This window comes from Ruegeria sp. BB1 (assembly GCF_056539465.1).
This window is the reverse complement of record NZ_JBQFVB010000001.1, coordinates 201,847-228,588: the sequence shown is the minus strand read 5'-3', so window position 1 is coordinate 228,588 and position 26,742 is coordinate 201,847. Positions and strand designations below refer to the sequence as shown.

Below are 26,742 nucleotides of genomic sequence, written 5' to 3'. Positions count from 1 at the left end.
GCCGCGCGAAATGACGATGCGTCATATTTACTCTCGCCAGATTGCCGGAAATGCTTTATGAGATAGTTTAACGCTAAACTATCTGTCCGGAAGGGGGAGATCGCCACGATGGCTGCGCGAAAAACCACAAAGAAACCAAATGTTTCTGCGGAAGAGCTTAAAACCTACTACCGCGAAATGCTTTTGATCCGCCGATTCGAAGAAAAAGCAGGTCAGCTTTACGGCATGGGCCTGATTGGCGGGTTTTGCCACCTGTATATCGGGCAAGAAGCTGTCGTTGTGGGCCTTGAGGCCGCAGCCAAGGAAGGTGACAAGCGCATCACCTCATACCGCGACCACGGCCACATGCTGGCATGTGGGATGGAGCCGGGTGGTGTGATGGCCGAACTGACCGGGCGCGAAGGTGGGTTGTCCAAAGGTAAGGGCGGCTCAATGCACATGTTCTCGAAAGAGAAGCACTTCTACGGCGGCCACGGTATCGTTGGCGCGCAGGTGCCATTGGGTGCAGGTCTGGCTTTTGCCGACAAGTACAAGGGAAACGGTGGCGTGACCTTCACCTATTTCGGTGATGGCGCCGCGAACCAGGGTCAAGTCTATGAGACCTTCAACATGGCCGCGCTGTGGGAACTGCCGGTGGTGTTCGTGATCGAGAACAACCAGTACGCCATGGGCACCGCTCAGGCGCGTTCGACGTCTTCCGCTGACATCTACCACCGAGGTCAAGCCTTTGGGATACCGGGCGAAATGGTCGACGGCATGGATGTTCTGGCGGTTAAAGCCGCAGGTGAAAAAGCCGTCGCGCACTGCCGCGCAGGCAAAGGCCCCTACATTCTGGAAATCAAGACCTATCGCTATCGCGGCCACTCGATGTCCGACCCGGCCAAGTACCGCACCCGCGAAGAGGTTCAGAAGGTTCGTGAACAAAGCGACCCGATCGAACATGTGCGCGAGCTGTTGCTGACCGGCAAACACGCGACCGAGGAGGATCTGAAGGCGATCGACAAAGAGATCAAAGAGATCGTCAACCAGGCCGCCGAATTCTCGAAAGAAAGCCCCGAGCCGTCGCTGGATGAGCTCTGGACAGATATCTACGCCTGAGAGGACGATTAAGACATGGCAACCGAAATTCTCATGCCCGCACTCTCGCCCACGATGGAAGAGGGCACATTGGCCAAATGGCTGGTCAAGGAAGGCGATACCGTTTCTTCCGGCGACATCATGGCCGAAATTGAAACCGACAAGGCGACAATGGAATTCGAAGCGGTCGATGAAGGCATCGTCGGCAAGATCCTGATCGCGGAAGGCACCGAAGGGGTCAAGGTTAACACCCCAATCGCGGTTCTGGTCGAGGAAGGCGAAGACGCCTCGGCCCTGCCCGCGGCTGCGCCTGCAGCCACAGCGGTGGCCGAGGCCGCCCCAGCGGCGGTTGAGGCCCCCGCTCCATCCACGGCGCCGGCAGCACCAGTTGTTGATCTGTCACCCGATTGGCCTGCCGACGCCGAGATGAAATCTGAAACGGTCCGCGAAGCCCTGCGCGACGCCATGGCCGAAGAGATGCGCCGCGACGAAGATGTCTACCTGATGGGCGAAGAGGTCGCCGAATATCAGGGCGCTTATAAGATTTCCCAAGGCTTGCTGGACGAATTCGGGTCCAAGCGCGTGATCGACACCCCGATCACCGAGCATGGCTTCGCCGGTATCGCGGTTGGCTCTGCCTTTGGCGGGTTGAAACCGATTGTCGAGTTCATGACTTTCAACTTCGCCATGCAGGCGATGGACCAGATCATCAACTCGGCCGCCAAGACGCTCTATATGTCCGGTGGTCAGATGGGTTGCCCCATCGTTTTCCGTGGCCCTAACGGTGCTGCTGCCCGCGTGGCCGCACAGCACTCTCAGGACTACGCCGCATGGTACATGCAGGTCCCAGGCCTGAAAGTAGTGATGCCGTATTCTGCAGCCGACGCCAAAGGCCTGCTGAAATCAGCGATCCGCGATCCCAACCCTGTGGTCTTCCTGGAAAACGAAATCCTCTATGGCCGCTCCTTCGATATGCCACAGGTCGATGACCTGGCCATTCCTTTGGGCAAAGCCCGTATCTGGCGCGAAGGCTCGGACGTGACCATCGTCAGCTTTGGCATCGGCATGCAGTTCGCGTTGGAAGCAGCCGACAAGCTGGCCGAGGAAGGCATCAACGCCGAAGTGATCGACTTGCGCACCATCCGCCCCATGGATACCGGCGCGATCATCAACTCAGTGATGAAAACCAACCGCCTGGTGACCGTAGAAGAAGGCTGGCCGCAAGGTTCGGTCGGCAGCTACATCTCGTCCGTAGTGATGCAGGAGGCGTTCGACTACCTCGACGCGCCCATCATTAATTGCACCGGCAAGGATGTGCCAATGCCCTACGCCGCCAACCTTGAAAAGTTGGCTCTGATCACCACCGATGAGGTGATCGCCGCTGTCAAACAAGTGACTTACCGGTAAGGAGCGACAGATAGATGCCCACAGAAATTCTGATGCCCGCCCTGTCACCGACGATGGAAGAAGGCACGCTTGCTAAATGGCTGGTCAAGGAAGGCGATACCGTCTCGTCCGGTGACCTGCTGGCCGAGATCGAAACCGACAAGGCCACGATGGAGTTCGAAGCCGTCGACGAAGGCACCATCGGCAAGATCCTGATCCCCGAAGGCACCGAAGGGGTCAAGGTCAACACCGCCATCGCAGTTCTGCTGGAAGATGGCGAAAGCGCCGATGATATCGCGTCCACGCCCATCGCCGCACCTGCGGCTGCCCCCGCAGCCGCCGCGGGCAACGAGGCCGCCGCGCCAGCGGTGTCCGAGGCGCCCGCCCCTGCCCCAGCTGCTCCGGCCAAGGCGGATGGCGGTCGTATCTTTGCATCTCCGCTGGCCCGCCGGATTGCGGCACAAAAAGGTCTGGACCTGACGCAAATCGCAGGGTCCGGTCCGCATGGCCGTATCGTCAAGGCAGATGTCGAAAGTGCCACGGCTGCTCCGGCCACTGCTGCCGCTTCGGCCCCTGCTACGGCACCCGCACCCGCTGCGGCACCGGCTGGTCCCTCGGCAGATGCCGTGGCCCGCATGTACGAAGGGCGAGAGTATGAAGAGGTCAAGCTGGACGGTATGCGCAAGACCATCGCCGCGCGCCTGTCCGAGGCCAAACAAACCATCCCGCATTTCTACCTGCGCCGTGATATCAAGCTCGACGCGCTGCTCAAATTCCGCGGCCAGTTGAACAAACAGCTGGAAGGCCGAGGCGTAAAGCTCAGCGTCAACGACTTCATCATCAAGGCCGTCGCCAACGCCCTGCAGCAAGTACCGCAATGCAATGCCGTCTGGGCGGAAGACCGAGTTCTGCAGCTGAAACCTTCGGATGTGGCCGTTGCGGTTGCTATTGAGGGTGGCCTGTTCACTCCGGTCCTGCAGGATGCTGACACCAAATCCCTGTCGGCCCTGTCGACCGAGATGAAAGACCTTGCGGGTCGCGCCCGTGAACGCAAACTGGCACCGCACGAGTATCAGGGCGGCACATTTGCCATCTCGAACCTGGGTATGTTCGGCATCGACAATTTCGACGCCATTGTGAACCCGCCTCACGCCGGCATTCTGGCCGTGGGCTCGGGCGTCAAAAAACCGGTTGTCGGCGACGATGGCGAACTTACCGTTGCCACAGTCATGTCGGTCACCATGTCAGTGGATCACCGGGTCATTGATGGCGCGTTGGGTGCGGAATTGCTGCAAGCCATCGTCGATAACCTTGAAAACCCCATGGTTATGCTGGCGTAAAGCCTTTTGAACACAGGCCACGCCGGATCATTCCCCGGCGTGGCCTACCAAATCACTGCCATGTTGTGAGCAGTCGTGATCGCTGCGATAGTTGCTCAGACACACGCAACACACCACCTTGATTGCATTGCTAGTTCTGATGCAAAGGTGCCCCATGACCCTCATGAACTCGACCAAGTGCTTTCTGGTGGTTTCATTGTTGGCGACGTCGCTGCCCGTTGCTGCGATCGCAAAACCCAACGGCTATCCGGGCGAGAACTCGACCTATAACCCGGATCCCGCCGAAGTCGCCAAGCGCAAAGCTGAGCGCGCCAAACGTATCGAGGCGCGCAAAAAGCGCCGCGAGGAAAAGCGGCTCGAGCGGTTGAACAGAAAGAAAAACCGCTCGAACTAAGGTTGAATTACTGGTCTTTGCCCAGCATATGATCCATCGAGATCGAGGGCTGATCGCACCCAGCCTCGCCGACGATCTTTGCGGGAATACCTGCCACGGTCTTACAGGCAGGAACTTCTTGCAGCACCACAGAACCCGCTGCGATGCGGCTGCAATGGCCGACTACGATGTTGCCCAGAACCTTGGCCCCGGCCCCGATCAGCACGCCGTTACCAATGGTCGGGTGGCGCTGCTCTTCTTCCTTACCTGTGCCGCCCAGCGTTACGGAATGCAGCATCGAGACATTGTCACCAACAATAGCTGTTTCACCAATGACAATCGAATGGGCATGGTCGATCATGATGCCCTTACCAATTTTCGCCGCCGGGTGAATGTCGATCCCGAAAATCTCGGACGAGCGCATCTGGAAGAAATACGCCAGATCGTGGCGCCCTTTTTTCCACAGCCAATGCGCCACGCGATAAGCCTGCATCGCCTGGTAGCCTTTGAAATAAAGGATCGGCTGCAACAATCGGTGGCATGCCGGATCACGTTCATAGACTGCCATCAGGTCCGCACGGGCCGCTTCAAGCAGCGAAGCGTCATCCGCATAGGCTTCATCCACGATTTCACGCAGCACCATCATCGACATTTCGTTCGAACACAGCTTGGCCGACACCCGGTATGAGAGGGCCCGCTCAAGGCTTCGGTGGTGCAGGATGCAAGCGTGAACCAGACCACCCATCAATGGTTCGCTTTCGACCGCTGCATGAGCTTCGGTCGTGATACGATTCCAAACCGGGTCGACCGGAGTAACCTGACTGCGCTTTTCCAACATGGCTTTTGATCCTTTGCTGCGCCTAGAATGCCATTTAGTGGGAAAAACGCCAAACGCAAACCCGTGATCGGCAGAGTAACGAAAATGAATGAAACAGATTTGGCAGACTATGAAGCGAAAATTCAGGCAAGATTGGCTGAACTTTCAGAACATTCCGCGGCGGAAAAGCAGGCTCAGGCCATTGTTGAGCTTGATCAGCAGGCCGTCGGCCGCCTTAGCAGAATGGATGCCCTGCAGAATCAGGCGATGGCCAAGGCACAACAGGCCAATCGGGATATCGAAACGCACCGGTTACAAGCCGCCCTGGACCGCATACATGACGGAGAATTCGGGTATTGCGAAGATTGCGGCGATGAGATTCCTGGCGGTCGATTGAATCTGAACCTTGCCGCCACGAAATGCGTCAGTTGTGCGTCCGGCTGATCTGAAACCGGATCAGATGCTGCAAAACCAGTTCGAAACAGCGACAATATTGCACATCATCAAATCCGGGTTCATCCGCCAGCCGCCTGTTTCGCGCGGCTGCCATCAAAGATCCATTCCCGAACAATGGATGAAGATTACCCGTCTGGCCGACATATTGGTCGGCCAGCGCTGCTTCTTGGATGAGACGTGTACAAAGGCGGTCGCGATCCTGCGGTAGCGCGGCCAGCAAGGCCCGCGCCGCCGCTGCGACATCTCCATGCAGGATAGGGCGCATTCAGTGGATCACCCGACTGTCACTTGGGCGAATAGTCCCGGCCCGTAGCTGGCTGAAACCTGTGCAATGTGGACTTCATAAGGCCCGTTGATCCCATCGTCTGCTTTCATTGCTGACGTGTAGGTCCAGTTTGGAACGCTCACGATCTGTTCCCGTACCAGGGTCCCGTTGGTTCGTATTTGCAGAAGGTAGGATTCGCTTTCCTCGGCCAGCGGAACCTCGATCCCCGCCCAATCGTCCCCATCCAGCCGGGTTCGACGTATCCACGACAATTGATCACCTGCGGCTGTTCCCATCGCCTTCAGATGCACCGGTGCGTATGGGCGCAACCCGTTGCCGTCGAACGCCTCGACAAGATGTACATAGGACGGGTCATCATACCCGCGCGTTGCCGGACCAATGCGGTAGTGCTTGCTCACGCGCCGCTCGGACCGCAACAAGCCGGTTTGGTAAACACGCTGATCCAACAGGACGAACATCGACCCATCGGGCCAGACATCGGGAATGATCGCATCCGTCCCAAGCTGACCGCGCAAGCGACCGGACAATGTATAGATGCCCGTCTCTTGCAGCGTGGCGTCGGCGAATTGGAACAGCTCCCAATTGCCGGGTGCTCCATCACCGATCGCGGCCAGATTGGCCCCGTTCAGCAACGCATCCCGAGGGCGCGATTCCAGCAGGCCATCAACCAGATTGACGCGCAGCGGCGTTCCTTCATCCCAGACACCGGCGCTTGCCCGTCTCAGCGGGGTTTCGGTAAATCCAATTACCGCTTGCCCCGAGATCACCTCTTGCAGAGCATAGTCTTCGTCGCTGGCCGCCGAATAGACGGCAACACTGCCGGGCCAAGGATTAGCCGACGTTGCAAGGTATGGGGCATGTGCGGCTTCGGACCCGGTCAGCAACGGCAAATCCAGGAACACAGGCAAAACAGGAACCGGTGCCACAAAGGGTTTGATCGACACTTGATCGTCAGGCAAATCAGATGGCGCATAGACGCCGGGTTCGATGCGCACTGCCTCGGCCAGTTGAAGATCGGCCTGTTCTAGCCGGTCGATGCGATAGCGTGCACTCTGCCCGTCTTTGGTCAGGCTCACGACGTCGCCCGCCCCCAGATGCAACATCGACGGCGGCAATGCAAAGCGCGCTGTCTCGCGTGAGACCCGCGCCTCGCTTAGCCAGCGTTCAGCGGTTTGGCGGCCTTCGGCGCGTGTCAGCGATAGAGGCATCTCGCTCACGGCCACCGAATGCGTTCGAGTGTCCGGCAAGATGGCCTCTTCTGACACTACATCATGATCGGCGTCCGATTGTACAAAGCGCAACCGAACGCGGCCTGTCATTTCGGCCTCGGCTTCTCTGCGATATTCCACGCGGCCTTCGATATCAGAGCTGTCTGCCAGATCGTTTGTATCCAATCCGACCACCTTGCGACCGTCGCGCATCTGAAACAGCAGCACACCATCCCGTTCAATCGCATCAAACCCATAACGCAGCATCAAGGGCTGCAATGCCGCGCGTGCGCTGGAGATATCTTGAACCAGGTAGCCCCGCACGACGCCCTCCAGACGCGACACGTCGATATCCGTTACTCCGGCACCGTGGCAGATTTCAGTGACCACAGAGGCCAGATTCCGCGTGCCTGACCGTCCATTCAACCAATGACCTCGGGGATAGTTCGCCCCGTCGCTCCACTGGCTTCGCAGGTTCGGAAACGTTGGAAACGGACGTGCATCCCATGCCCAAACATAGGCGTTCGCCATATCAACCATGTGACCATCATATTGATCCGAAAGCGGGTTGATTGCCGGATCAGACCAGTAGCCATACATCGCTTTCAAGTACTGCACCTGCATGAAATCATCGCGCCGACCGGAAGAGTATTTCGGCAAGCTGGATTCCGAGGATTTCGGGTCAAGAAACTTGTTCGGCTGATTGGTTCCTTTGTCGATGGCCGCGCAACCCAGTTCCGTAAACCAGATAGGTTTTGAGCCGGGCACCCAATCAGTCGGGTTCGATTGACGCACACCGCCAATGCGTTCGTGATGCCGGTTCGACCACCAATTGCGGAGGTCCTTGTAACGCCAGACCCATGCCTCATCATGCTCCTCATCCGTGATCGGCGTTCTTATCTGGGCTTCGGCCTCTTCCGGCGAGGCATAATACCAGTCATAACCTTCTCCGCCTTCGATATTGCCTCGAAGGTAGTCGAGGTCATAGATCGCGTCTGTGCCGGCCTTGAGATCCACGTGATCCTCGCCATCCCGCCAATCCGACAGGGGCATGTAATTGTCGATGCCGACGAAATCGATGTTTTCATCTGCCCACAGTGGATCAAGGTGAAAATAACGGTCCCCGGGTCCATCATTCGGCTGATAGCCGAAATACTCGCTCCAATCCGATGCGTACCCGATTTTTGTGCCTGGTCCCAAGATTTCGCGCACTTCGGCGGCCAAGGCTTGCATTTGGGAAACGGCTGGAAAGCCGGTCAGACCTCGGATTTGGGTCAGCCCGCGCATTTCGGAACCGATGCAAAAAGACTCCACCCCTCCAGCAGCTTTACACAATGCCGCATAATGCAGAATGAAGCGGCGCAAACCCCATTCCTGAGGGCCGCTATAGGTCACTTCGCCATCGCCAACGGCAAAGTCACTGGCGCGTGCGTGTCCAAAGAACGCGGCCACCTGCGCGTCGGCCGTTGCCGTTTTATCCGGTGATCCTTTTCTACCGGGCGCGGTGCTAAGTGTGATGCGCCCCCGCCAAGGCAAATGCGGCTGGTTGGCTGCATCCGACCACGGGTCTGGCAAACCGTTGCCTTGCAATTGATCCATCAGGATAAACGGATAAAACATAACCCGTTTGCCAATACTTTTCATATGCCGGATTGCCTGAACTACGGATTGATCCGCAGGGGTTGCGCCATAGACGGGGCGGTCATTTTCGTACCGGACAGCTTGGGCGGTCTGTCGGGTCACACCTGCCACGCGCCAGGGCATGTTCTTGCCTTCGATGTCTTTGCGCAAAACCTTGGGCTGAATTTGACATTGCCCGCACCGCAAGTCATCGCCAAACCACGACACGACCAAAGAGGCCGCCTCGCAGGAAGGCAACTCACGTTGCAGCGCCCGGGTTGAGGTCAACAGGTCCGGCCTCCCCGAGGCAGAGTTGACATTCGCCGCCCAGCTTTGCCCACGCCCTTTTGTGTAATTGATCTGTTCGCTGGCCAGCGCATATTCACCGGTGCCCGGCATCAGGGCAACGCCCCGGATGGTCTTGAACAGGGCATCCGGCGTATCCGGCAATCCCGGCTGTTCCTGACGTACGACTTCGAATGAAAATTGCGGCACCCTGTTTCCAAACGGCGCCAGTTGCAAACCTTCGATCACAACATAAGCCGTACCACGATAGGCCGGAACGTTGCCCGCGCCCTCAATGGCTTCGATCAGAGGGTCCGGCAATTGATGGTCGTTCCCCCGATAGATACGCATGTTCAGGGTTGAGAGCTCCAGCTCCTCTCCATCAGCCCAAATGCGCGGGACGTCCGAAATTTGCCCCGCCCCTACCGCAATGGCCAGAGAAATCGAATAGCTGTAGCTGTGCGTGGTTGTTGTGACCTCGGGCGATTTCGGAGATCCCTTGCCACCTCCGCCACCCTGCGAGGTTGTGCTTGTGCTTTTGGTTTCTAGAAAATCCGACGCCCAGATAACCTGACCACCCACCCGCATACGCCCGAAAACCGTAGCGACCGGAGAACCCTCTCCGGATTCGGTCAGGCGGAAACGGTCCAAGCGCCCGGTCTCGACCACTTCGCTGCCGCCGCCCATGACCGACTGGCTCATTAACCGCTGGTCGATGACCCGGCCCAGCGTTGCCCCAATGGCACGGCCGATCACCGCGGTCGACAGCCCCGCAACGGTGCCGCCAATCGCTCCGCCGACCGCGGCTCCTGCTGCAGACAGAATTATTGTAGCCATCACACATCCTCCAGCGGGAATTCAAAACAGGCGACCACCCGGCGGCGCCAGGGATCACTCAGCGTGCTTTCGACGACGCCATAGCCGGAATAGGCGTGAATAAACCGCAGCGCGGGTGCGGTTTCGCTGACGATACCAACATGCTTGGCAACACGCCCATCGCGCATACGGAACAACAAAACATCGCCCGCCTTCGCAGAACTGGGGTTCTTTTCAATCAGGTGACGGCGGGCCGCTGCCCACATGCGCTCTTCGCCCTGCGGCTCAGACCAGTCCATGCTATAGCTCGGCACCGTTTCGGGTTCGTGCCCCAGCAGCGCGCGCCACACACCACGCAAAAGGCCCAGACAATCCGTACCCACCCCTTTGACCGAAGCCTGATGCACGTAAGGCGTTCCCAACCAACCGCGCGCCTCGTCGACAATATCCTGCCTATGGCCGCTCATCGTCTGCTTCCCCCAGTGTTGGGATTGCCTTGCTTGGGCACCGCCATTACCCAGTCTTCACCGGGCAGGTCAGGAAACCCCTGAAAGTTGATGATGTTATTGAATTTTTTCCGGCAGGTGTGCATACTTTTGTTGCACCCTGCTGTCAGCTTTACCCGGTCCCCGACGGCCAGGCCGCCGCTGATCCCGGACCAAAGCGTAACATTGCGCCCACCCACGATCCGGTCGTCCTGTTTGATTGCGGCCCACAACCCGGTTGCCCGCCCGGACAAAACATCCAATCTGCCCCGCCTGAACCAGGCTTCATCCGGTGCTTCTGCCCCTTTCAATTGCAGGACAGTGCCGGCAATTAAAGCGACCACTTCAGCCTCGGCCTGATACCCTGGCGCGCCGAGATTGAACTTGCAATCACCGTCCCCCAGAACTGCCGTACAAGGTTTCTGGTAAACCCTGCCCATCGGTCGGTTGAGCAGGTCGGTCAAACCGCGCAATTCGGCGTGAAATGCACCACCTGCGCGGCGCATCTCACCAATCGAGCCTTTGAATTGCAGAAAACGCTGTTCAGGCCTGGCCCAGTTGACCAGCCACGCCCGGACCTGAGCATTGTCGAACCGACCCGCTTCGATGTCTTCTTCTGTGACCGCGGCATCGGACAAGGCCCCCATGGCCTCAGAGTTGTCGACGGACAGTCCGGTGGCTTGTTCGATAGCCGTGGCCGTCAGGCCCGTGCTGGCCTTGAAGGTCATCCCGTCAAAGCTCAGTACCATGTCATGATCGGTGAAACCGTATTCCTGCCCGTCCTCACGCCGGATCGCCCAGCATCGGCAGGTTGTGGTCAACCCTGTTTGCAGATGGGTCTGCAGCCCTTGCTTATCACCGCTCATCAGACACGTACCTCGACCACTGGAACGTTGGGTACGTCGCCCGCTTGAAAACTAGCGACACTGGTCTGAATCTTGTCGGTGTCAAAACGAACCGGGACGTCAAACTCAAACCCGGCGGTGACTTCCACCTCTTCAGGCGGCGGCGCTGTAAACGTGATCAGACCGCTGTTTAGATCCACTTCAAAATCTACGCCTTCGCGCATTTGATCCTGTTCTAAACCGATCCGCACGGTACCCAAAACCGGTTTGACGATTGGGCGGACATAGCTGAACCCGCCCGAGCTGTAGGTTTTGACCAGCTGAAACTCGGTGCTTGTACCGTCACCACGAGCAATGACCTGATCATCCATTGCCACGTCTGCGGTCGCAGCCCCGGATTTGTAATCCGACCAGTCTTTCCAGCGAAAACCGAACATCTGCCCCTGACGGGCTTCGAAAAACGAAACCAGCGTCTCGATATCGTCCAATGATCGCATCCCCAGCCCGGCGTCATAGCGGCGACGGGAATGCGTCCAAGGCGTGTTGCGTTCTTCGAACCCGTTGGCCAGCGTCACGATATCTGTGCGCCGCTCGGGGCCGCCGACCGAACCAAAGCTCAGGCTGGCGGGAAATCTTACCTCGTGGAAATTCATGAGCTGCTCCCTCGTGTTACCTGTTGCGATTGCCGCGACCCAAGGCGCGGCTCATCTGAGCGGCGATCTGACCCTGACTGCGTCTAAACCCCTGCACGTCCGGCGTTGTGATATTCATCACCACGTTCACTGCGCGCCCTCCGCCGGATGTCCGCACGCCCAACTTGCCATCTGGCCCGCGCGCCAGAGGCATGATCGCCTCGGGGCCGGCCTCGCCCATCAGTCCGGTGCCGCCCCGCATCGGAAATGTCGTTGGGCCGCTGACCACACCGCCATTGGCAAAAGGCATCACCCGGCCCTGCGAAAAGCTGCCGCCATTGGCAAAGGGCAAAATTCCCTGCACCAGACTACCAACCGTATTGGCCAGCATGCCGCCAAAGTGATCGGTCACAGGCTTGATCGCTGCCGAATAGGCCGTGCGTATCATCGAGTTCTTCAGCACATCCAGCGCATCCGACAGGTTCATGCCGTCCAGCACCACGCCGTCAAATGCCTTGCGCAAACCGCCGGACATGCCGCGCTCCAACGTGGCGACGTCCTTGCCGGTTTCTTCAAAGGCTGCGCTGATCCGCTTCATCTGATTGTCGAATGCCGCAGCCATCGACGCCGCATCCCCCAACGAGTCGCCCAGCGCCTCACCCCGTTCCTGCAGGTCATCCAACCCGTCACGATCCGTCATCACGCTCTCCTTGTTGCTTGTCCGGATAGGCCGCCAGCAAAGCGTCCAACCCCGCCCGGTTCATCGCTGGCATCCCGGCCCCTTGCCCCAACACAAGCCGCAATTCAGCCGGTGTCAGACGCCAGAACTGATCCGGCGTCAGGCGCAGGCCGACGAAACCGGCCCGCATAAGAACGGGCCAGTCGAACCCGCTCATGCGCCCCCCGGAACCATGAAGGCCCGTGCCAGCAGTTCAGCCGCAGCTTTGGCGCCAGCCATCGGTCCGCCATCGATCTCGGCCCGCAGCAGATCCGATCGGGCGACATCGGCGCCCCCGCCTCGCAGCCCGGCCACGATCAATGCCAGCACATCACCGCTGGAATAGGCCCCACCTTCGAAGCGCTGCACCAGTTCCACCAAAGACCCGGTGCCCAACTGTTGTTCCAATTCCGCCAAAGCACCCAGCGTCAGCTTGAGCACCCGCCGCTCTCCATCGATGGTCAATGCCACCTCGCCCGTCCACGGATTGGCCATAGGATTACAGTGCCGTGAAGGCCAAAGCGCCGGCGCTGGCCAGGCTCATCTCATAAGTCGCCTCGCCATTGTGCGACCCCGCATATTCGATGCCGGTGACTTGAAACGCGCCTTCAACGATGCCGAAATCGGGAATGATCACCTGAAAGTTCGGTGTCTCACCGTCAAAAAACAGCTGTCGTGCGCGTTCGTCGGTGCCTGCATCCTTGAATACGCCCGAACCCGAGATCGCAGCGGACTTCACCCCTGCCCCCGACAACAGCTCGCGCCAACCACCCTGACTTTCCAGGCTGGTGACATCCACACTTTCTGCGTTGAAACTGACCCGCGTGGCCCGCAGCCCCGCGATGGTCTCGAACAGGCCCGAGCCGTTCATATCCACTTTGACCAACAGGTCTTTTCCGTTCTGGGCAGCCATATGTTCTCTCCGTTGATTGCTTAGTCGTCTTCCACGCGGGCGCGGAATCTCAGGTCGATCTGGCGGATGGCACCGCCGGTTCCCGTGCGGCGGGCCGAGGCGCGTTCGAACCACAGCCCCACCAGTCGCCCGCGATCCAGGGTCAGTGCTGCATCCTCAAGCGCATCGCACACCGCCCCCGCAAGGGCCTTGGCTGCGCCAAACCCGGCGGCCTCGGACATCACCGACACCGTGAACTGATGCAGGGCACCAGCGCCCGATCGGTCCGAGGCATCCCGCACCTCTTCCGGGCCCAGCGTCACATAAGTCTGGGGCACCGCCCCTGCCGGCACCGCGTCATGGATCGCTCCGCCCGACAGCGTGATGACCTGCGTATCGCCTGAAAGCTGCTGATACACCGCCGCTTGCAAAGCCGCTGAAACGCCATAGCTCATGCCGCCACCTCTTCGTCCGCGAAACAGGTCAAGTACTGGCCACGCGGATCACGCTCGGCGACCGCGCGAATAACAAAACGCCGTATGCCTTCGGCAAAACGCTGGTCCGGCGACGGGCGCATCAATGACCCCTCGGGCGCACCCCGCACAACGATGCGGTAACTCACGCGCGAAACTGGCACCCCGGCCACCTGACGCTCGGACCCGCTGCGTGCAGTGACTTCAGCCCAAACCGTGCCCAACGAGGCCCATGTTTCGATGTACCCACCTGCGCCGTCGGCAGTTCGGACTGGCGCTTCGAGAACCAGCTTTCGGTTCAATCGCGGCGCCTTCATTGCGTCACCCCTGCGCCAAAGCGCACGACGCGATAGCGTTGGATCAGGCTGGTTACGCCAAAGGGCATACAACCGGCACCCAAAGCAGTCTCGTCGCGGTATTCGTAGTAATGCGCGGCCAGCAACAAAACTGCCTGACCCAGATCAGCAGGTAGCCCACCCCAATCTGCCGACATCCCTGCAGCAAAGGTGATTTTCACCGAGCCGCCTGTCGCAATGTTCGGCAACATTGCGCCCTTTGGGCGCAGCCTAGGGCGCTGGCTGTCCTGTTCCAGCCGATAGGCATCGGGCGCGATTGTGCTTTCCAAACCCGCCGCATCGCGGATTGTCACCGCGCCCACAGTCACCACCGGGGTTACCGGCAACACCTCGCCTGCAGCATCGCGCCATTCGCTCAGGCTCCAATAAAATTCGCGTTCAATCAGCACCTTGCCGGTGCGCGCCTCGATCGCAGCGATCGCCGCCCGCAAAAAGCCCTTCAACACCTCGTCCTGCACATTGTCCTCGGCAAAGCCCGTGCCCAGCCGCAGATGCGCCTTGAACTGATCCACCGGCAGCGCCGCATCCGCGATGGCGGTTTCTTCGATCAACATCATCCATTCACTCCGCAATCTCGGCCCCCTCCGGGGGTCGTCACTTCAGGAATTTGACGGGCACGCGCCGCCCCACGTTGCTCGGACGGAGGGGAGCAGCTAGACAACGCAAGGGATCTCACCCCGGCCCGTACCCGCCGCCCGGAGGGCCAGTTGCCCGCCCCCCGGATTCGCCACCACTTAGGCGGTGCCGAATTTCACCAGCTTGATCGCGGCAAAGTCGCTCACGTCGCCGCCAACGCGCTTGGTTGCGTAGAACAGGACATGCGGCTTGGCGCTGAACGGGTCGCGCAGGACGCGCAGGTCGGGACGTTCGGCAATGGTGTAACCGGCCTGGAAGTCACCAAAGGCAATCGAGAAGCTGTCGGACGCCGCATCGGGCATGTCCTCGGCGATCAGCACCGGATAGCCCATCAGACGCGCAGGCTCGCCCGCTGCCAGGCCGTCGGACCACAGGAAGCGGCCATCGCTGTCCTTCAGCTTGCGGATCAGACCCGCGGTCTTCGAGTTCATCACGAAGGTGCCGTTCACGCGGTACTGGGCACCCAGCGCATAGACCACATCGACAATCGCATCCGCCTCGACACCACCGTCGATGCCGGTGGGAACATAGCCGATATTGCCCCAGGCCCAGACGTCATTATCGACCTTTGTGTGGTCCAGAATGCCCTTCGGCTTGTCGGCACCATCGCCACTGATAAACGCCGACGCCTCGGCGCGGGCAAACTTGTCAGCGATACGACCGGCCAGCCAACCTTCGACGTCAAAGGCGCTGTCGTCCAACAGGCGCTGCGAGGCCTTGGGCAGCGCGCTCAGCTCGTGTAGCGCGATTGAGATGCGGTCAATCGATGGAGTCGCAGTCTCGTTCGCGTTCGAGGCCTCATCCGCCCATCCCGCACCCACATCGGTGTGGTCGATCAGCACATCGAACGAGTTCGCTTCGACATTCACGACCGAGGCGATCGAACGGATCGAGGCGGTGGATTTCAGCACCGATTTGATGATCTCGGCGGTTTGCGGATCAACTAGGTAACCGCCATCGCTGTTGACCGCACTGGTCAGCGACTTGGCCTCCATATCCAGCCCACGCAGGCCGTCATCGTCACCCGAACGCACATAAGCGTCAAAAGCCTTTTGGTGCGGTGCGCCTTCGGTGATCGAGGCAGCAAGATGCGGGCGTGCCGCGATGGTTGATTTACGATCCAGCATAGTCAGTCGCTCTTCTGTCTGTTGCAGTTTGGTTTTCACTTCAGCCTTCAGGCCCTTGAATTCATTCACGAAGCCAGCCATCGCCTGCTTCACCTCCTGAACCAGGGGCGCACCCTCTCCGGTCAAGGCCGGGGTCTCGGTCTTGCTCATCAGCACTTCCATTCTTGGGTGGGTTTGAGGCGCGCTAGGGTCGCGCCAGCTCCTGCCGGGCGTCGTTGAACACCTCGGCAATACTGCGCAGGGTTTCTTCGGCATCCGGGGTCGCCCCCTTTGCCGCCACCCGCGCACTGGGCAGCATCGGGAAAGTCACAAGCGACACCTCCCACAGCTCCAGTTCCGTCAGGACCCGCTGGCCCTTGTCATTCTTCACGGCTCGCATAGTGCGATAGCCAATCGACAGACCGTCCATGGCACCCGCCCGGATCAACTCCGCCGCCTCGCGACCCTTTTGTGTGCTTTCCAGCAGACGCCCCTTGACCCACAGGCCCTTATCGTCTTCGCGCACTTCGTCCCAAACGCCGATTGGTTGCGCCGGGTCGTGCTGCCACAGCATCTTAACTCGCTGACCAGCCTTCACCAGCCCATCCAGTGATGCACGATAGGCGCCTTTTTGCACCACATCACGGCCCTGATCGACCTGACCGAACAGGCTGGCATAGCCTTCGATCACTGCATCCTCGGACACAGACAGCCCATAGCCGAACCGCGCAAACTTATGCTCCAAATCCATGAACAACTCCTCGTAAGCCTCTGAACTCATGGTGTTACCGACAAAAACGACTGAAACGCCTGTGCCAGGATCACTGCGGCCACACCGTAGACCGTCAGCCACAACCGGCGCTCTAACCGCTCCATCATTTCTTCGATCTGATCCAACCGTTTGCACAGGTGCGCATGCTGAATCTCGGCCACCCGTTCATGCGCGGCCAGACGCAAGCCCGGCGCGCAATCGAATGGCGGATACCCTTCAGCCATCCGCGTCCTCCGCCAGAGCCGGCAACCCCAGCAAAGACCGCTTCTCGGCATCTGTCAGGAAATCGGCACGGCTGACGCGGGTCCACTGCGCATCACGTTCGGTAGCCAACGCGGGCACCTGATCCAGATCGGGTTTCAGCATCAAATCCTCGCCAGAAAAGCCCGAGAGCCACTCTGACACTGCCGCCGCCACCCGCGTCACCAGGGGCAGAACGGTCAGGCGATAAAACGCCCGGTTGGCCTCCTGATAGTTCGAATAGGTCGCGTCGCCCTGAATTCCCAGCAACATTGGCGGGACCCCAAAGGTCAGCGCGATCTCGCGGGCGGCGGCTTCCTTGGTCTTTTGAAACTCCATGTCCGAAGGGGAAAAGCCCATCGGCTTCCAATCCAGTCCCCCTTCCAGAACCATCGGACGACCAGCATTGCGCGCCCCGCGATAGTTCTGCTCAATCTCGTCTGACAGACGCCGGAACTGATCCTCGGCCATCACCCCATGGCCATCGCCTTTCCAGACCAGCGCCCCCGAAGGCCGCGCCGCATTGTCCAACAGCGATTTCGACCACCGAGACGCGCTGTTATGCACATCAATCGCCATAGCCGCCGCCTGCATCGGCGAAAATCCATAGTGGTCATCCTGCGGGTGAAAGGACTTTATGTGACAGATGACTTCAGCCGAAAAACGATGCGTCTTGCCACCGACGCTGTAGTCATACGCCTTGGGCCAGCCATCCGCGCCCGGCACCACGCTCATCCGGTCCGAGCGCAGAACGTGCAGCTCAATCGGCAGCCCATCTTCCGCCTGCACCGCCTCGATGTAAGCATTACCCGAAAGCAGTAGCTGACCGAACGCTGTCTCCATCAACTCGGCCCGCCCCTGCGCTGCGTTCGGACGACGCATTAGGGTCAACATCGGATGCGTCTCATAGCGCTGTTCACGGTCCTGCAACACCAGTGGTAATGCTGCCGCCGCCTCGGCAATCAACTTAACCGAGCGAAACCCCACCGGGTTCCCCGAAAACCCCGTCCGCGTCAGCGATACCGCGTCCCGCGGGCTCCACGCCACGCGCCCCCCGGTCTGCCACGCCACCACCGGTCCCGCTGCGCTCGCCTTCGCCTCGGGCGCTGCCTCAGCCGACCCACGACGCAAAAAATCGAATACCATCTGTTCTCCTTTCTGCCGCTGCTCTGCCCGGCTTATTGAAAGGAGTTATGACGGAAAGAAGTTTAAGGCTTGGGAATGGGGCGTACGGGGGGTGGGCAACGGCATTCTCGACCTGGCGCCACGATCCAGATCGGTCACGACTTCAGACCGTCAATTCGTGGACAAAGCCGATAAGAATGACAAGTTATCAAAGCTTGTTAACGATAAACACCGAAAATTTTACATCTAAGCAATCCAGCCGACTCGTAGGCTAATCTGAATCGAGCTATTTCGTTTGCCAGACCTGTTTGGGTCGCTTCAGCGCAAGCTTTCATTGCACTGTTTTCCGCCTCTACTTGGGAGGTATAATTGACGCCAAATCCTGTGTAGCCTGCTGGGTTGTTTGCAACCGCTAGGTAATTACCCGACACTGTGTCTCGTTTTGCCTTGGCCAATTCACTTTTGTGCGCATTGGGTATTGTGGATGCTGTAGGTTTATCTTGAGGACCAAACGTAGCGTAGAGGATACAATCCTGTCTAGACACGATCTCACAGTCGATCTTCGCCATTCGTTTTGCGTCATGCTCTGAATACCGACCTGTCACTACTGCCCAAGAGCCGCCATCCGGTCGAATGTAAAACGCTCCAAACGCTCCGTCTCCTTGGCTCACAGCTTGGTCAAACGCATTTCTCACCCGCGTGGTCAGCGGTTGGTCTGAGTGCTGTCGAACCTCATAGGGTCCAAAAGTGGTCAGAGATTGCTTCGAAGGTACATAACTTTCGTCAGGTGTGGTTTCTACGCATGCCGCTTGCAGCACAAGCCCAACAAATAAAAAAACACACTTATTTTTAGTCACTTCGGTACAATTCCTCAATGATGAATACTCTCCGCATATGGGCTTCATCGCTAACTCTATCGGTCTGCTAGGTCAACATTCCAACCGACCTTCCCACCAAAAATCCAAGCCCGGTGACGGATGCTACCATGCGTCACAGACTCCGCACCCTAGGCCGCCGATACCCCCCCGCTGGCCCCACAACCAACTCATGCAGCGCCCAGACCAGCGCGTCGACGCGGTCGGGCGAGCCCTGCCCTTCGAACCCGCGCGCGGTCATCTGGCACATCTGCTCCTCCAGCGCGTCCAGCCCGGCCACATGGCGCACCCGCCCCTGCTCGTACAACGCCGCCACAGGCTCCGCTCGCGCCACTTTGCCGCGTGACGCCCGCACCGCGCGATAAGGGACCAAAGGGTCCACCTGCCGCACCACCTCTTCCACCAGTTGCCCGCCCTGATTGACCTCGGCCACCAGCCGTTCGGCCCCAAACTCATCCATCGCGTCAATCGCCGCCTGCGCCCAGCCCGCCGGGCCAACGCGCTGCACCGTCCGGTCGGCCAGCACATAGGCCCGCCACTCCTCGGGTGGCCCCTGTAGCTGAGCCCCCACGACCACGATCCCACAGGCATCCGCATCTGAACCGGACGTCACAGCCGGATCTAGCGCCACCACGATGCGATCCAATTCAGGCACCTGCGCACCGCGCGCCGTCTCCAGCATCGAGCCCGTCCACAAAGCCCCCTCGGCATCCGACAGCAGCACCCCGTCCAATTCCTGCCGCCCTAGCCGCGTGCCTGCATAGCGCGCGCGCACTTCGTCCAGAAACGATGCGGCCAGATTTGCCCGATTCGCCTCGGTCGGCGCGTGCGTCTGCACCGTTGAAGGCGACGCCAGCAACTCTTTCAAAACCTTCACATTCCGCGGCGTGGTCGTCACACAGACCCGCGGCCACTCACCCAATCTCAGCGCAAATTGCAACATATCCCAGGTCTCCCCGGCCTTCTTCCACTTGGCCAGCTCGTCCACCCAGGCTGCATCGAACTGGGGCCCCCGCAACCCCTCGGGATCATGTGCCGAAAATGCCTGCGCCTCGGCCCCATTGGGCCAGATCAGTTTGCGTTCAGATGCCTTCCAACTGGGTCGCCTGTCCGGGGGCGAACATCGCAATATCCCGCTGTCACCAAAAATCATGACATCGCGCACCTGATCGAAGGTCTCTCCAACCAAAGCCACACGGCGGGCCTCACCCCGATCCAGCGGTTTCGCCCCCTCGACCATCGACCGCACCCATTCGGATCCAGCCCGTGTCTTGCCCGCGCCACGTCCGCCCATGATCACCCAGCATCGCCAATCACCCTCGGGCGGCAACTGATGTGGCAGTGCCCAAAACTCAAACAGGAAAGGGAGGGCACACAGCCCCCCCTCCCCGATCTCACTCAGAAATCTCTCCCGAACCGCAGCATCTGCGGAGGCGAGCCAACCTGCACCCGATTTCAAATCGAGCGCGCTCAAGGTCGAGCGCATACCCTCCTTGGGCAATTCCGGCTTGTCTGTGATGTTGTTCGACAAAGCTTGTCTCCACTTTCTGACAACTTCGGATCAGCCCCTCTAGCTGCCCCAGTTGCTTGCCTGCTCCGGCAAGGTCTGCATCCTCCCCGGCACCAATCTGCTGGCGCAGTTCTTCCGCTGCTTGGCGCAGATCGCGAATCGATCTTTCAAGGGACTGCAACAAGTCAGCCGTCTGAGAAATCCGCTCTTCCGGGGTAATCAAAGTCATGTTTGCCTGTGACCTCATGCGTGAGTTTTCCCCGCACGAGAGAAACGAAAAACGGCCACCGGGTCGCCCCGGGGCCGTCGCCCACTTCTTCTAGCATGACATAACTTCTACGTGATTAAGCACGCAAAGTCAATGTGTTACGCAACATCGAACGCAACAACAATCGTACGCTGTATTAAGATTAACCGCCCGTCAAATCTTGCGCCAGCATCATCGCATTGCGATCCGGATCATAGAATGTGGCCGTGCTGACCATCCCCTCGATCGTTTCCGTCGGGCCATCAAACGCCACCCCGGCAGCTTCCAGCGCACCACGCGCCGTGGCAATATCACCAACTTCATAGACCGGAACGCAATTACCCGGTGACGGCTCGGCTTGTTCTCCCAGACCCAATGTCACTCCGTCCACATTGGTGCGCATTTCGCTCCACCCGGCTTCATCGATGTGATGGGCAAGTTCGAACCCAAGCATGTCACGATACCAATCCGCACTGGCGTGACGATCCCTGACTGAAATCGCAAACGTGATCGTGTTTTTTAACGAAACATGCGGCATTGAACTTTCCTTTGTATTTAAATATAGTTACTATACTTTATGGACATGGCTCTACTTGTCAAGCTCACCTCCCGCGCATGGTCACTGAACATTCTGGCGCTGATGCATTCCGGTGTTTCTGGGCGACAAGCCCCTTTACTCGCCGCAACCAGCGCCAGTCGAACGGCCTTCGCGGCCAGTCTCGATCACCTCGTCCAACTCGAACTGCTCGAGCGTAACCCCGGCCATGGCCATCCCCTACGCCCCGAGTTTCGCCTCACCCCCGCAGGCACCCAAGCCGCGCGTATCGCCAGCGCGATCATTCAGGTTGCCCCGGATGACGCCACGCACAAGCTTCTTCGAAAGTCGTGGACCGTTCCCATCCTGGCCCTAACCGGCACCCCGCATCGCTTTTCAGCGATCAGGTCGGATCTGATCACCATCACCGATCGTGCCTTATCCGCCTCATTGCATCAGTTAGAGAATCACGACTGGATCCAGCGCGATATCGAGACCTCGGGGCGGATGCCCTTCCCGACCTATCGCGCGGTCAAAACCGGTTTTGCCATCCATCAGGCCGTCGGGTTGGGTCAGTAATCAAGCAACACCGTCGTACAGGACATAGAAAACCCTGCCCAATAGCTTGACATTCGACCTCTCAACCCGCATGTGCCCATGAAACAGCGCTGCCGCGTGAGCATTCGGGCCATCGACAGCCCCACAGCGCCCGATCCACCCATAGTTCCCCATCACGCAGGGTTCTTGATGCGACGACCGGATGGTGCAGGAGCCGCCTGCATTTCCCGAGGTCTCGTACAACCCCTGCCGGTCGCAGATGCGGCCCGTGACGACTTGCCTTTGGGTTAATACCGAGGGCTGCAAAGGATAGTTATTTGTTCGACTTTGACATGCTGGGCCTCGTGCCCGCCCTGAACGATGCGCTGAAACGCGCCAATTTTACCCAACCTACGCCGATACAAAACCAGGCCATTCCGCTGGCGCTGAACGGGCATGATATTCTTGGGCTGGCCCAGACTGGCACCGGCAAGACCTTGGCCTTTGGCTTGCCTCTGATTGATCATCTGCTGGCGCAACCGGGCAAACCTGCGCCGAAAACGGTGAAGGCTTTGATCCTCGCCCCCACCCGCGAACTGGTGAACCAGATCGCGGAAAGCCTGCGCAATCTGACGCAAAAGACGAAACTGCGCGTGGCCACTGTGGTTGGCGGACAATCCATTGGCAAACAGATCTCGTTCCTGTCGCGAGGTACCGATATTCTGGTTGCCACTCCGGGGCGCCTGATCGATCTGATGGAGCGCGGTGCCGTTGACCTCAGTTCAGTGCGTCATCTGGTGTTGGATGAAGCTGACCAGATGTTGGACATGGGCTTTATCCACGCCCTGCGTAAAATCGCACCTGCACTGGGCACACCGCGTCAAACCATGTTGTTCTCGGCCACAATGCCGAAACAGATGGAGGAGCTTAGCCAATCCTACCTGACCAACCCGCAGAGGGTGCAGGTTTCCCCCCCGGGCAAGGCAGCCGACAAGATTACGCAGTCTGTGCATTTCCTCAGCCGGGGCGAAAAGCCGCAAAAACTGCGCGAAATTCTGTCCGCTGACATGGACGCCCTGACGTTGGTCTTCTCCCGCACCAAACACGGTGCTGAAAAGCTGATGAAAGGTCTCGTGGCCGATGGCTTCAACGCGGCATCGATCCACGGAAATAAAAGCCAAGGACAGCGCGATCGCGCAATCAAGGCGTTCCGCGCCGGTGAGATCAACGTGCTGGTTGCCACCGACGTGGCCGCGCGTGGCATCGACATTCCCGGCGTTGCCTATGTGATCAACTATGACCTGCCCGAGGTGCCAGACAATTATGTCCATCGCATTGGCCGCACAGCCCGCGCCGGTCGTGAAGGCGAAGCCATTGCCTTCTGCGCACCGGATGAGCTGGACCAGCTATTGCAGATCCAAAAGCTGATGAAGATCGAAATTCCGGTCGCCAGCGGTACCATGCCTGAATACGCCGAGCCCAAAAAACCGCGCAATCGTGGTGGGTTCCGGGGGCGCAAACCGCACGGAGCGAACTCGACGTCAAAACCTGCGTCGTCAAAACGTCGCCGCCCCCGCAGACGTCCCGCTGCATAAGAAAAAGAAAGGGCCGCGTTTTTCGACGCGGCCCTTTTCTTAGTTGCTCGAGCTGTTTCTCTCAGCTTCTATTTCTCGCCATTTGGCGACGTTGCGGTTGTGCTCATCCAGAGTTTCCGCAAACGCGTGCCCGCCAGTACCATCCGCAACGAAGAACACATAGTCTGTATCCTCCGGCGCCACCGCGGCCTCAAGGCTTGCAAGGCCGGGATTGGCGATCGGTGTGGGCGGCAAACCGTCAATCACATAAGTATTCCAAGGGGTTGCACGGCGCAACTCGCTGCGGCGCAGGCCACGGCCTAGCACACCTTGTCCCTTGGTGACACCATAGATCACTGTCGGGTCTGTCTGCAGCTTCATGCCTTTTTCAAGTCTGTTCACGAACACACTGGCCACTTGGCCGCGCTCATGTGGAACGCCGGTCTCTTTCTCGATAATCGAGGCAAGGATCAACATCTCCTCTGGGCTGCTAATCGGCAAATCGTTCTGCCGGCTTTCCCAAACCGCGTTGATCCGCAACTGTTGCTTCGCCTGCATGTCCTGTAACACAGCAGCCCGGTCATCTCCTGGGGCCAGCTCATAGCTGTCGGGCGCCAACATGCCCTCGGCCGGAATTTCGGACACCTCACCGGTCAGGGCGTCAATGCCCTTAAGCGCCTCGACCACCTGCCAAGAGGTCACGCCCTCAGCCACCGAAACACGATACCGCGTATCGGAGTCCTGACGTTTTTCAACGTATTCAGCAGGGGCTTCCTCTTCACCAGCCTCGAAACTCGCAATTTCGACAAACTCCAAGGTGGCCGGGTTCAGCTCTCGCACGCGGGTCTGTACCCGTGTGACACCAACGCGATATTCAATCTCGGATCCACAGGTGCTGGCACCGCTGCTGGTGATATCGTCGATGATCTGCGCCATCGATGCGCCTTCGCGAACCAGAAAACTGCCCGCTTTCAGCTGCTGCGCCTTGTCAGTGTAATCCGCACCCATCCGGAAGATCATGGCGCTGCTGATGGCACCCTCATCTGCAAGCTGCTGGCTGACGCGTGTCATGTTCGAGCCGCTTTTCACCTGTAGGCACATTGCGGTGTCCAGCGGGCCTTCGGCCTTGTACTGCGATTGCCCCCAAAGGATCAGACCGCCGATCAAAAACAGGCCGACCACCAGGATGGTCAGCGCGTTTGATGCCAAAGCCCGCCACATTTAGCTGGCCTTTCCGAAGATCACGCTGGCATTGGTGCCGCCAAACCCGAACGAATTCGACAAGGCCACGTTGATCTCACGCTCGCGTTTGGCATTCGGCGCCAGGTCAATCGGTGTCTCAACCGCCGGGTTGTCCAGGTTGATCGTCGGCGGAGCCACCTGATCGCGGATCGCCAGGATCGAGAAGATCGCCTCGATCGCGCCAGCCGCACCCAGCAAGTGACCCGTGGCCGATTTGGTCGAAGACATGGTTGCGTTGCCCGCATGATCGCCCAACAGACGCTCCACCGCGCCCAGCTCGATCGTATCCGCCATGGTCGAAGTCCCATGCGCGTTGATATAATCCAGATCCTTTGGCTCTAGCCCGGCACTGCGCAGGGCGGCTTTCATGGAACGCTCTGCCCCGTCGCCGTCCTCGGACGGTGCGGTGATGTGATAGGCGTCACCGGACATGCCATAGCCCAGAACCTCAGCGTAAATCTTCGCACCGCGCGCCTTGGCATGTTCGTATTCTTCCAGCACGACAATGCCTGCGCCTTCACCCATTACGAACCCGTCGCGGTCGACGTCATAAGGGCGGCTGGCTTTCTTAGGGTCGTCGGCATACTTGGTCGACAGCGCCTTGCACGCGTTAAAGCCCGCAATGCCAATCTCACAGATGCAACCCTCGCCGCCACCTGCAACCATGACATCCGCGTCACCGGCACGGATGATACGGCTGGCATCGCCAATGGCATGTGCGCCGGTCGAACAGGCGGTAACAACCGAATGGTTCGGCCCTTTGAACCCATGACGGATCGAGACCTGGCCCGAGGCCAAGTTAATCAGCGCGCCAGGGATAAAGAAGGGCGACACGCGGCGCGGACCCTTGTCACGGATCAGATTGGCCGTGTTCGCGATAGAACCCAGCCCACCGATACCCGAACCGATCAGAACCCCAGTGCGCAGGCGATCTTCTTCATTCTCAGGCAGCCAATTCGCATCCTGGCAGGCCATATCAGCCGCAGCGATGGAATACAGGATAAAGTCCTCGATCTTGCGCTGCTCTTTCGGTGGCATCCAATCGTCGGGATTGAACGTCCCGTTCGTACCATCGCCACGGGGCACTTCGCAGGCATAGGTCGTGGTGACCCCGCTCGCCTCAGCATCGAACTGCGTGATCGGGCCCGCGCCGGATTCTCCGTCCAGCAGCCGTGACCAGCTTTCCTCGACCCCACTGGCCAACGGAGTGACTAATCCCAGACCGGTTACAACGACTCTGCGCATGAAATGCCTCTTGCCTGCTTCCTATTTGAGAACCGCTCATACCCCGGCGTGGGGGCCGGGGGCAAGAGCCACGGCGCAATCCCTTCCGGCATCATCCTGCCAAAACCGAAAGAAAATCCGCCTGTCACCCTTGGAAGGGTTCAGAAATGAAAAACCGCCTTCTGCCCGCGCGGGGCAAAAGGCGATTTCCGGGTGACTTGTCTTTTACTGGAACTGCGCCACGGGCTCGTGCGCGGTTTTGGCAACTTCCAGCGCATCTTCCAGGCTCAGCGATTTGCGGAACAGCGCCCGCCCGACAATCGCGCCCGAGATGTTGTGGATATAGGCCAAGCGCGAGATATCGTCCGCCGTGCGCACCACACCGCTGGCGATAACGGGGGTACGGGACTTTTCCGCAAGACCCGAGATCAGCCCCAACTGCGCTTCGACATCTTCCATGTCACTGTCGATATCCGTCACCACAATACCCGCGAACGGGGTGTCCGCGAACGCTTCGATAAAGGCTTCGGGGGTAAAGGCGCTTTGACTGCGCCAACCTTCGGTCATGACAAAGCCCTGCCAGACATCAACCGCCAGAACGATCTGATCCGGGTAAAACTTGGCCAGTTCTTTTACCAAGATCGGGTCGCGCGCAGCCAAGGTACCGATGACGACCCGCCCGACCCCTTTGTCGATCCAATGTTCGACATGTTCGCGCGCGCGCATCCCACCGGCCAATTGCACCGGCATTTCCGCCGAGCGGATGATTTCCTCGACCAGCTCGGCATTGGTGTCACGGCCTTCGATCGCGTCGAAATCCGTCAGCTGCATCCATTCGGCCCCGGCGGCCGACCAACTGCGCGCTGTTTCAACCGGGTCCACGTGCCAGATCATGGCATTGTCCAGACGGCCCTTGTCCAGCGTCACGCACCGGCCGTTCTGCAGTTCCATAGTAGGGTAAATCCTCATGAGCCCGCTCCTTCGCTCAATCGCATGTCAATCCAGTGTACCATACACACCGGACCGATCCCGGATTTTACCAGTTTCGGCAAAC

At 59.2% G+C, this 26,742-nt stretch carries 31 protein-coding genes; 7 read left to right on the top strand and 24 right to left on the bottom strand.

All coding sequences use genetic code 11. From position 1 onward, the window contains the following. The first annotated feature begins 108 nt into the window (after positions 1 to 108). The 4 genes from pdhA to ACR0AL_RS01180 all read left to right on the top strand — a co-directional run bounded on the left by pdhA (position 109) and on the right by ACR0AL_RS01180 (position 4,197). Complete coding sequence (pdhA, locus tag ACR0AL_RS01195; protein WP_170349044.1) at positions 109 to 1,098, top strand: pyruvate dehydrogenase (acetyl-transferring) E1 component subunit alpha; 990 nt, start codon at positions 109 to 111, stop codon at positions 1,096 to 1,098. A gap of 15 nt (positions 1,099 to 1,113) precedes the next feature. Continuing rightward, positions 1,114 to 2,484 (top strand): pyruvate dehydrogenase complex E1 component subunit beta, encoded by a 1,371-nt coding sequence (locus ACR0AL_RS01190; protein WP_170577651.1) that lies wholly within the window; start codon positions 1,114 to 1,116, stop codon positions 2,482 to 2,484. Between the two features lie 14 nt (positions 2,485 to 2,498). Next, positions 2,499 to 3,803, top strand: coding sequence for a pyruvate dehydrogenase complex dihydrolipoamide acetyltransferase (locus ACR0AL_RS01185; protein WP_425080460.1), 1,305 nt, complete (start codon positions 2,499 to 2,501; stop codon positions 3,801 to 3,803). A gap of 154 nt (positions 3,804 to 3,957) precedes the next feature. Then, positions 3,958 to 4,197: a hypothetical protein gene (locus ACR0AL_RS01180; protein WP_480647017.1), complete on the top strand. Its 240-nt coding sequence runs from the start codon at positions 3,958 to 3,960 to the stop codon at positions 4,195 to 4,197. 7 nt (positions 4,198 to 4,204) lie between these two features. Here ACR0AL_RS01180 and cysE read toward each other — a convergent pair whose 3' ends face one another. Further along, a complete protein-coding gene (gene cysE, locus ACR0AL_RS01175) occupies positions 4,205 to 5,014 on the bottom strand; it encodes a serine O-acetyltransferase (RefSeq protein WP_170358963.1) in 810 nt (269 codons plus the stop codon). A gap of 84 nt (positions 5,015 to 5,098) precedes the next feature. Between cysE and ACR0AL_RS01170 the strand changes: the two genes are divergently transcribed. Beyond that, positions 5,099 to 5,437, top strand: coding sequence for a TraR/DksA family transcriptional regulator (locus ACR0AL_RS01170; protein ID WP_170349049.1), 339 nt, complete (start codon positions 5,099 to 5,101; stop codon positions 5,435 to 5,437). Here the strand turns inward: ACR0AL_RS01170 and ACR0AL_RS01165 are convergent. The 20 genes from ACR0AL_RS01165 to ACR0AL_RS01070 all read right to left on the bottom strand — a co-directional run bounded on the left by ACR0AL_RS01165 (position 5,418) and on the right by ACR0AL_RS01070 (position 21,114). Beyond that, positions 5,418 to 5,714: a DUF7742 family protein gene (locus ACR0AL_RS01165; protein ID WP_170349050.1), complete on the bottom strand. Its 297-nt coding sequence runs from the start codon at positions 5,712 to 5,714 to the stop codon at positions 5,418 to 5,420. The two genes, ACR0AL_RS01170 and ACR0AL_RS01165, sit on opposite strands and share 20 nt — an antisense overlap. 8 nt (positions 5,715 to 5,722) lie before the next feature. Further along, positions 5,723 to 9,685, bottom strand: a complete 3,963-nt coding sequence (locus tag ACR0AL_RS01160) for a baseplate multidomain protein megatron (protein WP_480661673.1) — start codon at positions 9,683 to 9,685, stop codon at positions 5,723 to 5,725. Next, positions 9,685 to 10,131, bottom strand: coding sequence for an NlpC/P60 family protein (locus tag ACR0AL_RS01155; RefSeq protein WP_170349052.1), 447 nt, complete (start codon positions 10,129 to 10,131; stop codon positions 9,685 to 9,687). Before ACR0AL_RS01155 ends, ACR0AL_RS01160 begins: the two co-directional genes overlap by 1 nt. Then, complete coding sequence (locus ACR0AL_RS01150; RefSeq protein WP_480661671.1) at positions 10,128 to 11,015, bottom strand: DUF2163 domain-containing protein; 888 nt, start codon at positions 11,013 to 11,015, stop codon at positions 10,128 to 10,130. Before ACR0AL_RS01150 ends, ACR0AL_RS01155 begins: the two co-directional genes overlap by 4 nt. Beyond that, positions 11,015 to 11,647: a phage distal tail protein, Rcc01695 family gene (locus ACR0AL_RS01145; protein ID WP_480637006.1), complete on the bottom strand. Its 633-nt coding sequence runs from the start codon at positions 11,645 to 11,647 to the stop codon at positions 11,015 to 11,017. The genes ACR0AL_RS01150 and ACR0AL_RS01145 overlap by 1 nt, the downstream gene beginning before the upstream one ends. Positions 11,648 to 11,663: 16 nt before the next feature. Further along, positions 11,664 to 12,326, bottom strand: coding sequence for a phage tail tape measure protein (locus ACR0AL_RS01140; RefSeq protein ID WP_480637008.1), 663 nt, complete (start codon positions 12,324 to 12,326; stop codon positions 11,664 to 11,666). After that, positions 12,313 to 12,522: a rcc01693 family protein gene (locus ACR0AL_RS01135; protein WP_480637009.1), complete on the bottom strand. Its 210-nt coding sequence runs from the start codon at positions 12,520 to 12,522 to the stop codon at positions 12,313 to 12,315. The genes ACR0AL_RS01140 and ACR0AL_RS01135 overlap by 14 nt, the downstream gene beginning before the upstream one ends. After that, entirely contained in the window at positions 12,519 to 12,839 is a 321-nt protein-coding gene (locus ACR0AL_RS01130) for a gene transfer agent family protein (RefSeq protein WP_480637010.1), read from the bottom strand. Before ACR0AL_RS01130 ends, ACR0AL_RS01135 begins: the two co-directional genes overlap by 4 nt. Before the next feature lie 4 nt (positions 12,840 to 12,843). Beyond that, positions 12,844 to 13,257 carry a phage major tail protein, TP901-1 family gene (locus ACR0AL_RS01125; protein WP_058280596.1) on the bottom strand — a complete coding sequence of 138 codons (414 nt, stop codon included), beginning with the start codon at positions 13,255 to 13,257 and terminating at the stop codon, positions 12,844 to 12,846. 20 nt (positions 13,258 to 13,277) lie between these two features. Beyond that, positions 13,278 to 13,691: a DUF3168 domain-containing protein gene (locus tag ACR0AL_RS01120; RefSeq protein WP_480661669.1), complete on the bottom strand. Its 414-nt coding sequence runs from the start codon at positions 13,689 to 13,691 to the stop codon at positions 13,278 to 13,280. Beyond that, positions 13,688 to 14,026: a phage head closure protein gene (locus tag ACR0AL_RS01115; protein ID WP_170349059.1), complete on the bottom strand. Its 339-nt coding sequence runs from the start codon at positions 14,024 to 14,026 to the stop codon at positions 13,688 to 13,690. The genes ACR0AL_RS01120 and ACR0AL_RS01115 overlap by 4 nt, the downstream gene beginning before the upstream one ends. Further along, a complete protein-coding gene (locus ACR0AL_RS01110; protein WP_170349060.1) occupies positions 14,023 to 14,622 on the bottom strand; it encodes a head-tail connector protein in 600 nt (199 codons plus the stop codon). Before ACR0AL_RS01110 ends, ACR0AL_RS01115 begins: the two co-directional genes overlap by 4 nt. Positions 14,623 to 14,799: 177 nt before the next feature. Next, positions 14,800 to 15,978 (bottom strand): phage major capsid protein, encoded by a 1,179-nt coding sequence (locus ACR0AL_RS01105; protein WP_480661667.1) that lies wholly within the window; start codon positions 15,976 to 15,978, stop codon positions 14,800 to 14,802. A gap of 34 nt (positions 15,979 to 16,012) precedes the next feature. Then, the gene (locus ACR0AL_RS01100; protein ID WP_480661665.1) at positions 16,013 to 16,558 is read right to left on the bottom strand and encodes an HK97 family phage prohead protease; all 546 of its coding nucleotides are present in this window, start codon (positions 16,556 to 16,558) and stop codon (positions 16,013 to 16,015) included. A 26-nt stretch (positions 16,559 to 16,584) separates the two neighbouring features. After that, the gene (locus ACR0AL_RS01095) at positions 16,585 to 16,803 is read right to left on the bottom strand and encodes a GTA head formation protein, RCAP_rcc01685 family (protein WP_058280601.1); all 219 of its coding nucleotides are present in this window, start codon (positions 16,801 to 16,803) and stop codon (positions 16,585 to 16,587) included. Continuing rightward, positions 16,796 to 17,965, bottom strand: coding sequence for a phage portal protein (locus ACR0AL_RS01090; RefSeq protein WP_480661663.1), 1,170 nt, complete (start codon positions 17,963 to 17,965; stop codon positions 16,796 to 16,798). Before ACR0AL_RS01090 ends, ACR0AL_RS01095 begins: the two co-directional genes overlap by 8 nt. Positions 17,966 to 18,162: 197 nt before the next feature. Further along, complete coding sequence (locus ACR0AL_RS01085; protein WP_480661661.1) at positions 18,163 to 18,801, bottom strand: hypothetical protein; 639 nt, start codon at positions 18,799 to 18,801, stop codon at positions 18,163 to 18,165. A 133-nt stretch (positions 18,802 to 18,934) separates the two neighbouring features. Next, complete coding sequence (locus ACR0AL_RS01080; protein ID WP_480661659.1) at positions 18,935 to 20,305, bottom strand: DNA-packaging protein; 1,371 nt, start codon at positions 20,303 to 20,305, stop codon at positions 18,935 to 18,937. Further along, positions 20,214 to 20,558, bottom strand: a complete 345-nt coding sequence (locus ACR0AL_RS01075; RefSeq protein ID WP_480661657.1) for a hypothetical protein — start codon at positions 20,556 to 20,558, stop codon at positions 20,214 to 20,216. The genes ACR0AL_RS01080 and ACR0AL_RS01075 overlap by 92 nt, the downstream gene beginning before the upstream one ends. Positions 20,559 to 20,739: 181 nt before the next feature. Next, positions 20,740 to 21,114, bottom strand: a complete 375-nt coding sequence (locus ACR0AL_RS01070; RefSeq protein ID WP_170349066.1) for a VOC family protein — start codon at positions 21,112 to 21,114, stop codon at positions 20,740 to 20,742. Between the two features lie 45 nt (positions 21,115 to 21,159). Between ACR0AL_RS01070 and ACR0AL_RS01065 the strand changes: the two genes are divergently transcribed. Further along, entirely contained in the window at positions 21,160 to 21,690 is a 531-nt protein-coding gene (locus tag ACR0AL_RS01065) for a winged helix-turn-helix transcriptional regulator (RefSeq protein WP_368040133.1), read from the top strand. 296 nt (positions 21,691 to 21,986) lie between these two features. Next, positions 21,987 to 23,243 (top strand): DEAD/DEAH box helicase, encoded by a 1,257-nt coding sequence (locus tag ACR0AL_RS01060; protein ID WP_480661655.1) that lies wholly within the window; start codon positions 21,987 to 21,989, stop codon positions 23,241 to 23,243. Between the two features lie 39 nt (positions 23,244 to 23,282). Here ACR0AL_RS01060 and mltG read toward each other — a convergent pair whose 3' ends face one another. The 3 genes from mltG to ACR0AL_RS01045 form a co-directional block, all read right to left on the bottom strand. Then, entirely contained in the window at positions 23,283 to 24,443 is a 1,161-nt protein-coding gene (mltG, locus tag ACR0AL_RS01055; RefSeq protein WP_170349069.1) for an endolytic transglycosylase MltG, read from the bottom strand. Beyond that, on the bottom strand, positions 24,444 to 25,709 hold the full coding sequence (fabF, locus tag ACR0AL_RS01050; RefSeq protein ID WP_170349070.1) for a beta-ketoacyl-ACP synthase II: 1,266 nt from the start codon (positions 25,707 to 25,709) through the stop codon (positions 24,444 to 24,446). A 204-nt stretch (positions 25,710 to 25,913) separates the two neighbouring features. Beyond that, entirely contained in the window at positions 25,914 to 26,657 is a 744-nt protein-coding gene (locus ACR0AL_RS01045) for a 1-(5-phosphoribosyl)-5-[(5-phosphoribosylamino)methylideneamino]imidazole-4-carboxamide isomerase (RefSeq protein ID WP_480661653.1), read from the bottom strand. Positions 26,658 to 26,742: the final 85 nt, after the last annotated feature.

What these genes read in the sequence shown, in the direction of transcription:
- ACR0AL_RS01155 (WP_170349052.1), bottom strand. Translation starts at nt 10,131, where the DNA reads ATGAGCGGCCATAGGCAGGATATTGTCGACGAGGCGCGCGGTTGGTTG.
- ACR0AL_RS01105 (WP_480661667.1), bottom strand. Translation starts at nt 15,978, where the DNA reads ATGAGCAAGACCGAGACCCCGGCCTTGACCGGAGAGGGTGCGCCCCTG.
- ACR0AL_RS01180 (WP_480647017.1), top strand. Translation starts at nt 3,958, where the DNA reads ATGACCCTCATGAACTCGACCAAGTGCTTTCTGGTGGTTTCATTGTTG.
- ACR0AL_RS01120 (WP_480661669.1), bottom strand. Translation starts at nt 13,691, where the DNA reads ATGAGCTATGGCGTTTCAGCGGCTTTGCAAGCGGCGGTGTATCAGCAG.
- ACR0AL_RS01185 (WP_425080460.1), top strand. Translation starts at nt 2,499, where the DNA reads ATGCCCACAGAAATTCTGATGCCCGCCCTGTCACCGACGATGGAAGAA.
- ACR0AL_RS01070 (WP_170349066.1), bottom strand. Translation starts at nt 21,114, where the DNA reads ATGCCGCATGTTTCGTTAAAAAACACGATCACGTTTGCGATTTCAGTC.
- ACR0AL_RS01090 (WP_480661663.1), bottom strand. Translation starts at nt 17,965, where the DNA reads ATGGTATTCGATTTTTTGCGTCGTGGGTCGGCTGAGGCAGCGCCCGAG.
- ACR0AL_RS01160 (WP_480661673.1), bottom strand. Translation starts at nt 9,685, where the DNA reads ATGGCTACAATAATTCTGTCTGCAGCAGGAGCCGCGGTCGGCGGAGCG.
- ACR0AL_RS01125 (WP_058280596.1), bottom strand. Translation starts at nt 13,257, where the DNA reads ATGGCTGCCCAGAACGGAAAAGACCTGTTGGTCAAAGTGGATATGAAC.
- ACR0AL_RS01110 (WP_170349060.1), bottom strand. Translation starts at nt 14,622, where the DNA reads ATGATGTTGATCGAAGAAACCGCCATCGCGGATGCGGCGCTGCCGGTG.
- ACR0AL_RS01095 (WP_058280601.1), bottom strand. Translation starts at nt 16,803, where the DNA reads ATGGCTGAAGGGTATCCGCCATTCGATTGCGCGCCGGGCTTGCGTCTG.
- ACR0AL_RS01075 (WP_480661657.1), bottom strand. Translation starts at nt 20,558, where the DNA reads ATGACTTTGATTACCCCGGAAGAGCGGATTTCTCAGACGGCTGACTTG.
- mltG (WP_170349069.1), bottom strand. Translation starts at nt 24,443, where the DNA reads ATGTGGCGGGCTTTGGCATCAAACGCGCTGACCATCCTGGTGGTCGGC.
- ACR0AL_RS01100 (WP_480661665.1), bottom strand. Translation starts at nt 16,558, where the DNA reads ATGGATTTGGAGCATAAGTTTGCGCGGTTCGGCTATGGGCTGTCTGTG.
- ACR0AL_RS01140 (WP_480637008.1), bottom strand. Translation starts at nt 12,326, where the DNA reads ATGACGGATCGTGACGGGTTGGATGACCTGCAGGAACGGGGTGAGGCG.
- ACR0AL_RS01150 (WP_480661671.1), bottom strand. Translation starts at nt 11,015, where the DNA reads ATGAGCGGTGATAAGCAAGGGCTGCAGACCCATCTGCAAACAGGGTTG.
- pdhA (WP_170349044.1), top strand. Translation starts at nt 109, where the DNA reads ATGGCTGCGCGAAAAACCACAAAGAAACCAAATGTTTCTGCGGAAGAG.
- ACR0AL_RS01045 (WP_480661653.1), bottom strand. Translation starts at nt 26,657, where the DNA reads ATGAGGATTTACCCTACTATGGAACTGCAGAACGGCCGGTGCGTGACG.
- ACR0AL_RS01165 (WP_170349050.1), bottom strand. Translation starts at nt 5,714, where the DNA reads ATGCGCCCTATCCTGCATGGAGATGTCGCAGCGGCGGCGCGGGCCTTG.
- ACR0AL_RS01130 (WP_480637010.1), bottom strand. Translation starts at nt 12,839, where the DNA reads ATGGCCAATCCGTGGACGGGCGAGGTGGCATTGACCATCGATGGAGAG.
- ACR0AL_RS01145 (WP_480637006.1), bottom strand. Translation starts at nt 11,647, where the DNA reads ATGAATTTCCACGAGGTAAGATTTCCCGCCAGCCTGAGCTTTGGTTCG.
- ACR0AL_RS01115 (WP_170349059.1), bottom strand. Translation starts at nt 14,026, where the DNA reads ATGAAGGCGCCGCGATTGAACCGAAAGCTGGTTCTCGAAGCGCCAGTC.
- ACR0AL_RS01065 (WP_368040133.1), top strand. Translation starts at nt 21,160, where the DNA reads ATGGCTCTACTTGTCAAGCTCACCTCCCGCGCATGGTCACTGAACATT.
- fabF (WP_170349070.1), bottom strand. Translation starts at nt 25,709, where the DNA reads ATGCGCAGAGTCGTTGTAACCGGTCTGGGATTAGTCACTCCGTTGGCC.
- ACR0AL_RS01190 (WP_170577651.1), top strand. Translation starts at nt 1,114, where the DNA reads ATGGCAACCGAAATTCTCATGCCCGCACTCTCGCCCACGATGGAAGAG.
- cysE (WP_170358963.1), bottom strand. Translation starts at nt 5,014, where the DNA reads ATGTTGGAAAAGCGCAGTCAGGTTACTCCGGTCGACCCGGTTTGGAAT.
- ACR0AL_RS01135 (WP_480637009.1), bottom strand. Translation starts at nt 12,522, where the DNA reads ATGAGCGGGTTCGACTGGCCCGTTCTTATGCGGGCCGGTTTCGTCGGC.
- ACR0AL_RS01080 (WP_480661659.1), bottom strand. Translation starts at nt 20,305, where the DNA reads ATGCGCTCGACCTTGAGCGCGCTCGATTTGAAATCGGGTGCAGGTTGG.
- ACR0AL_RS01170 (WP_170349049.1), top strand. Translation starts at nt 5,099, where the DNA reads ATGAATGAAACAGATTTGGCAGACTATGAAGCGAAAATTCAGGCAAGA.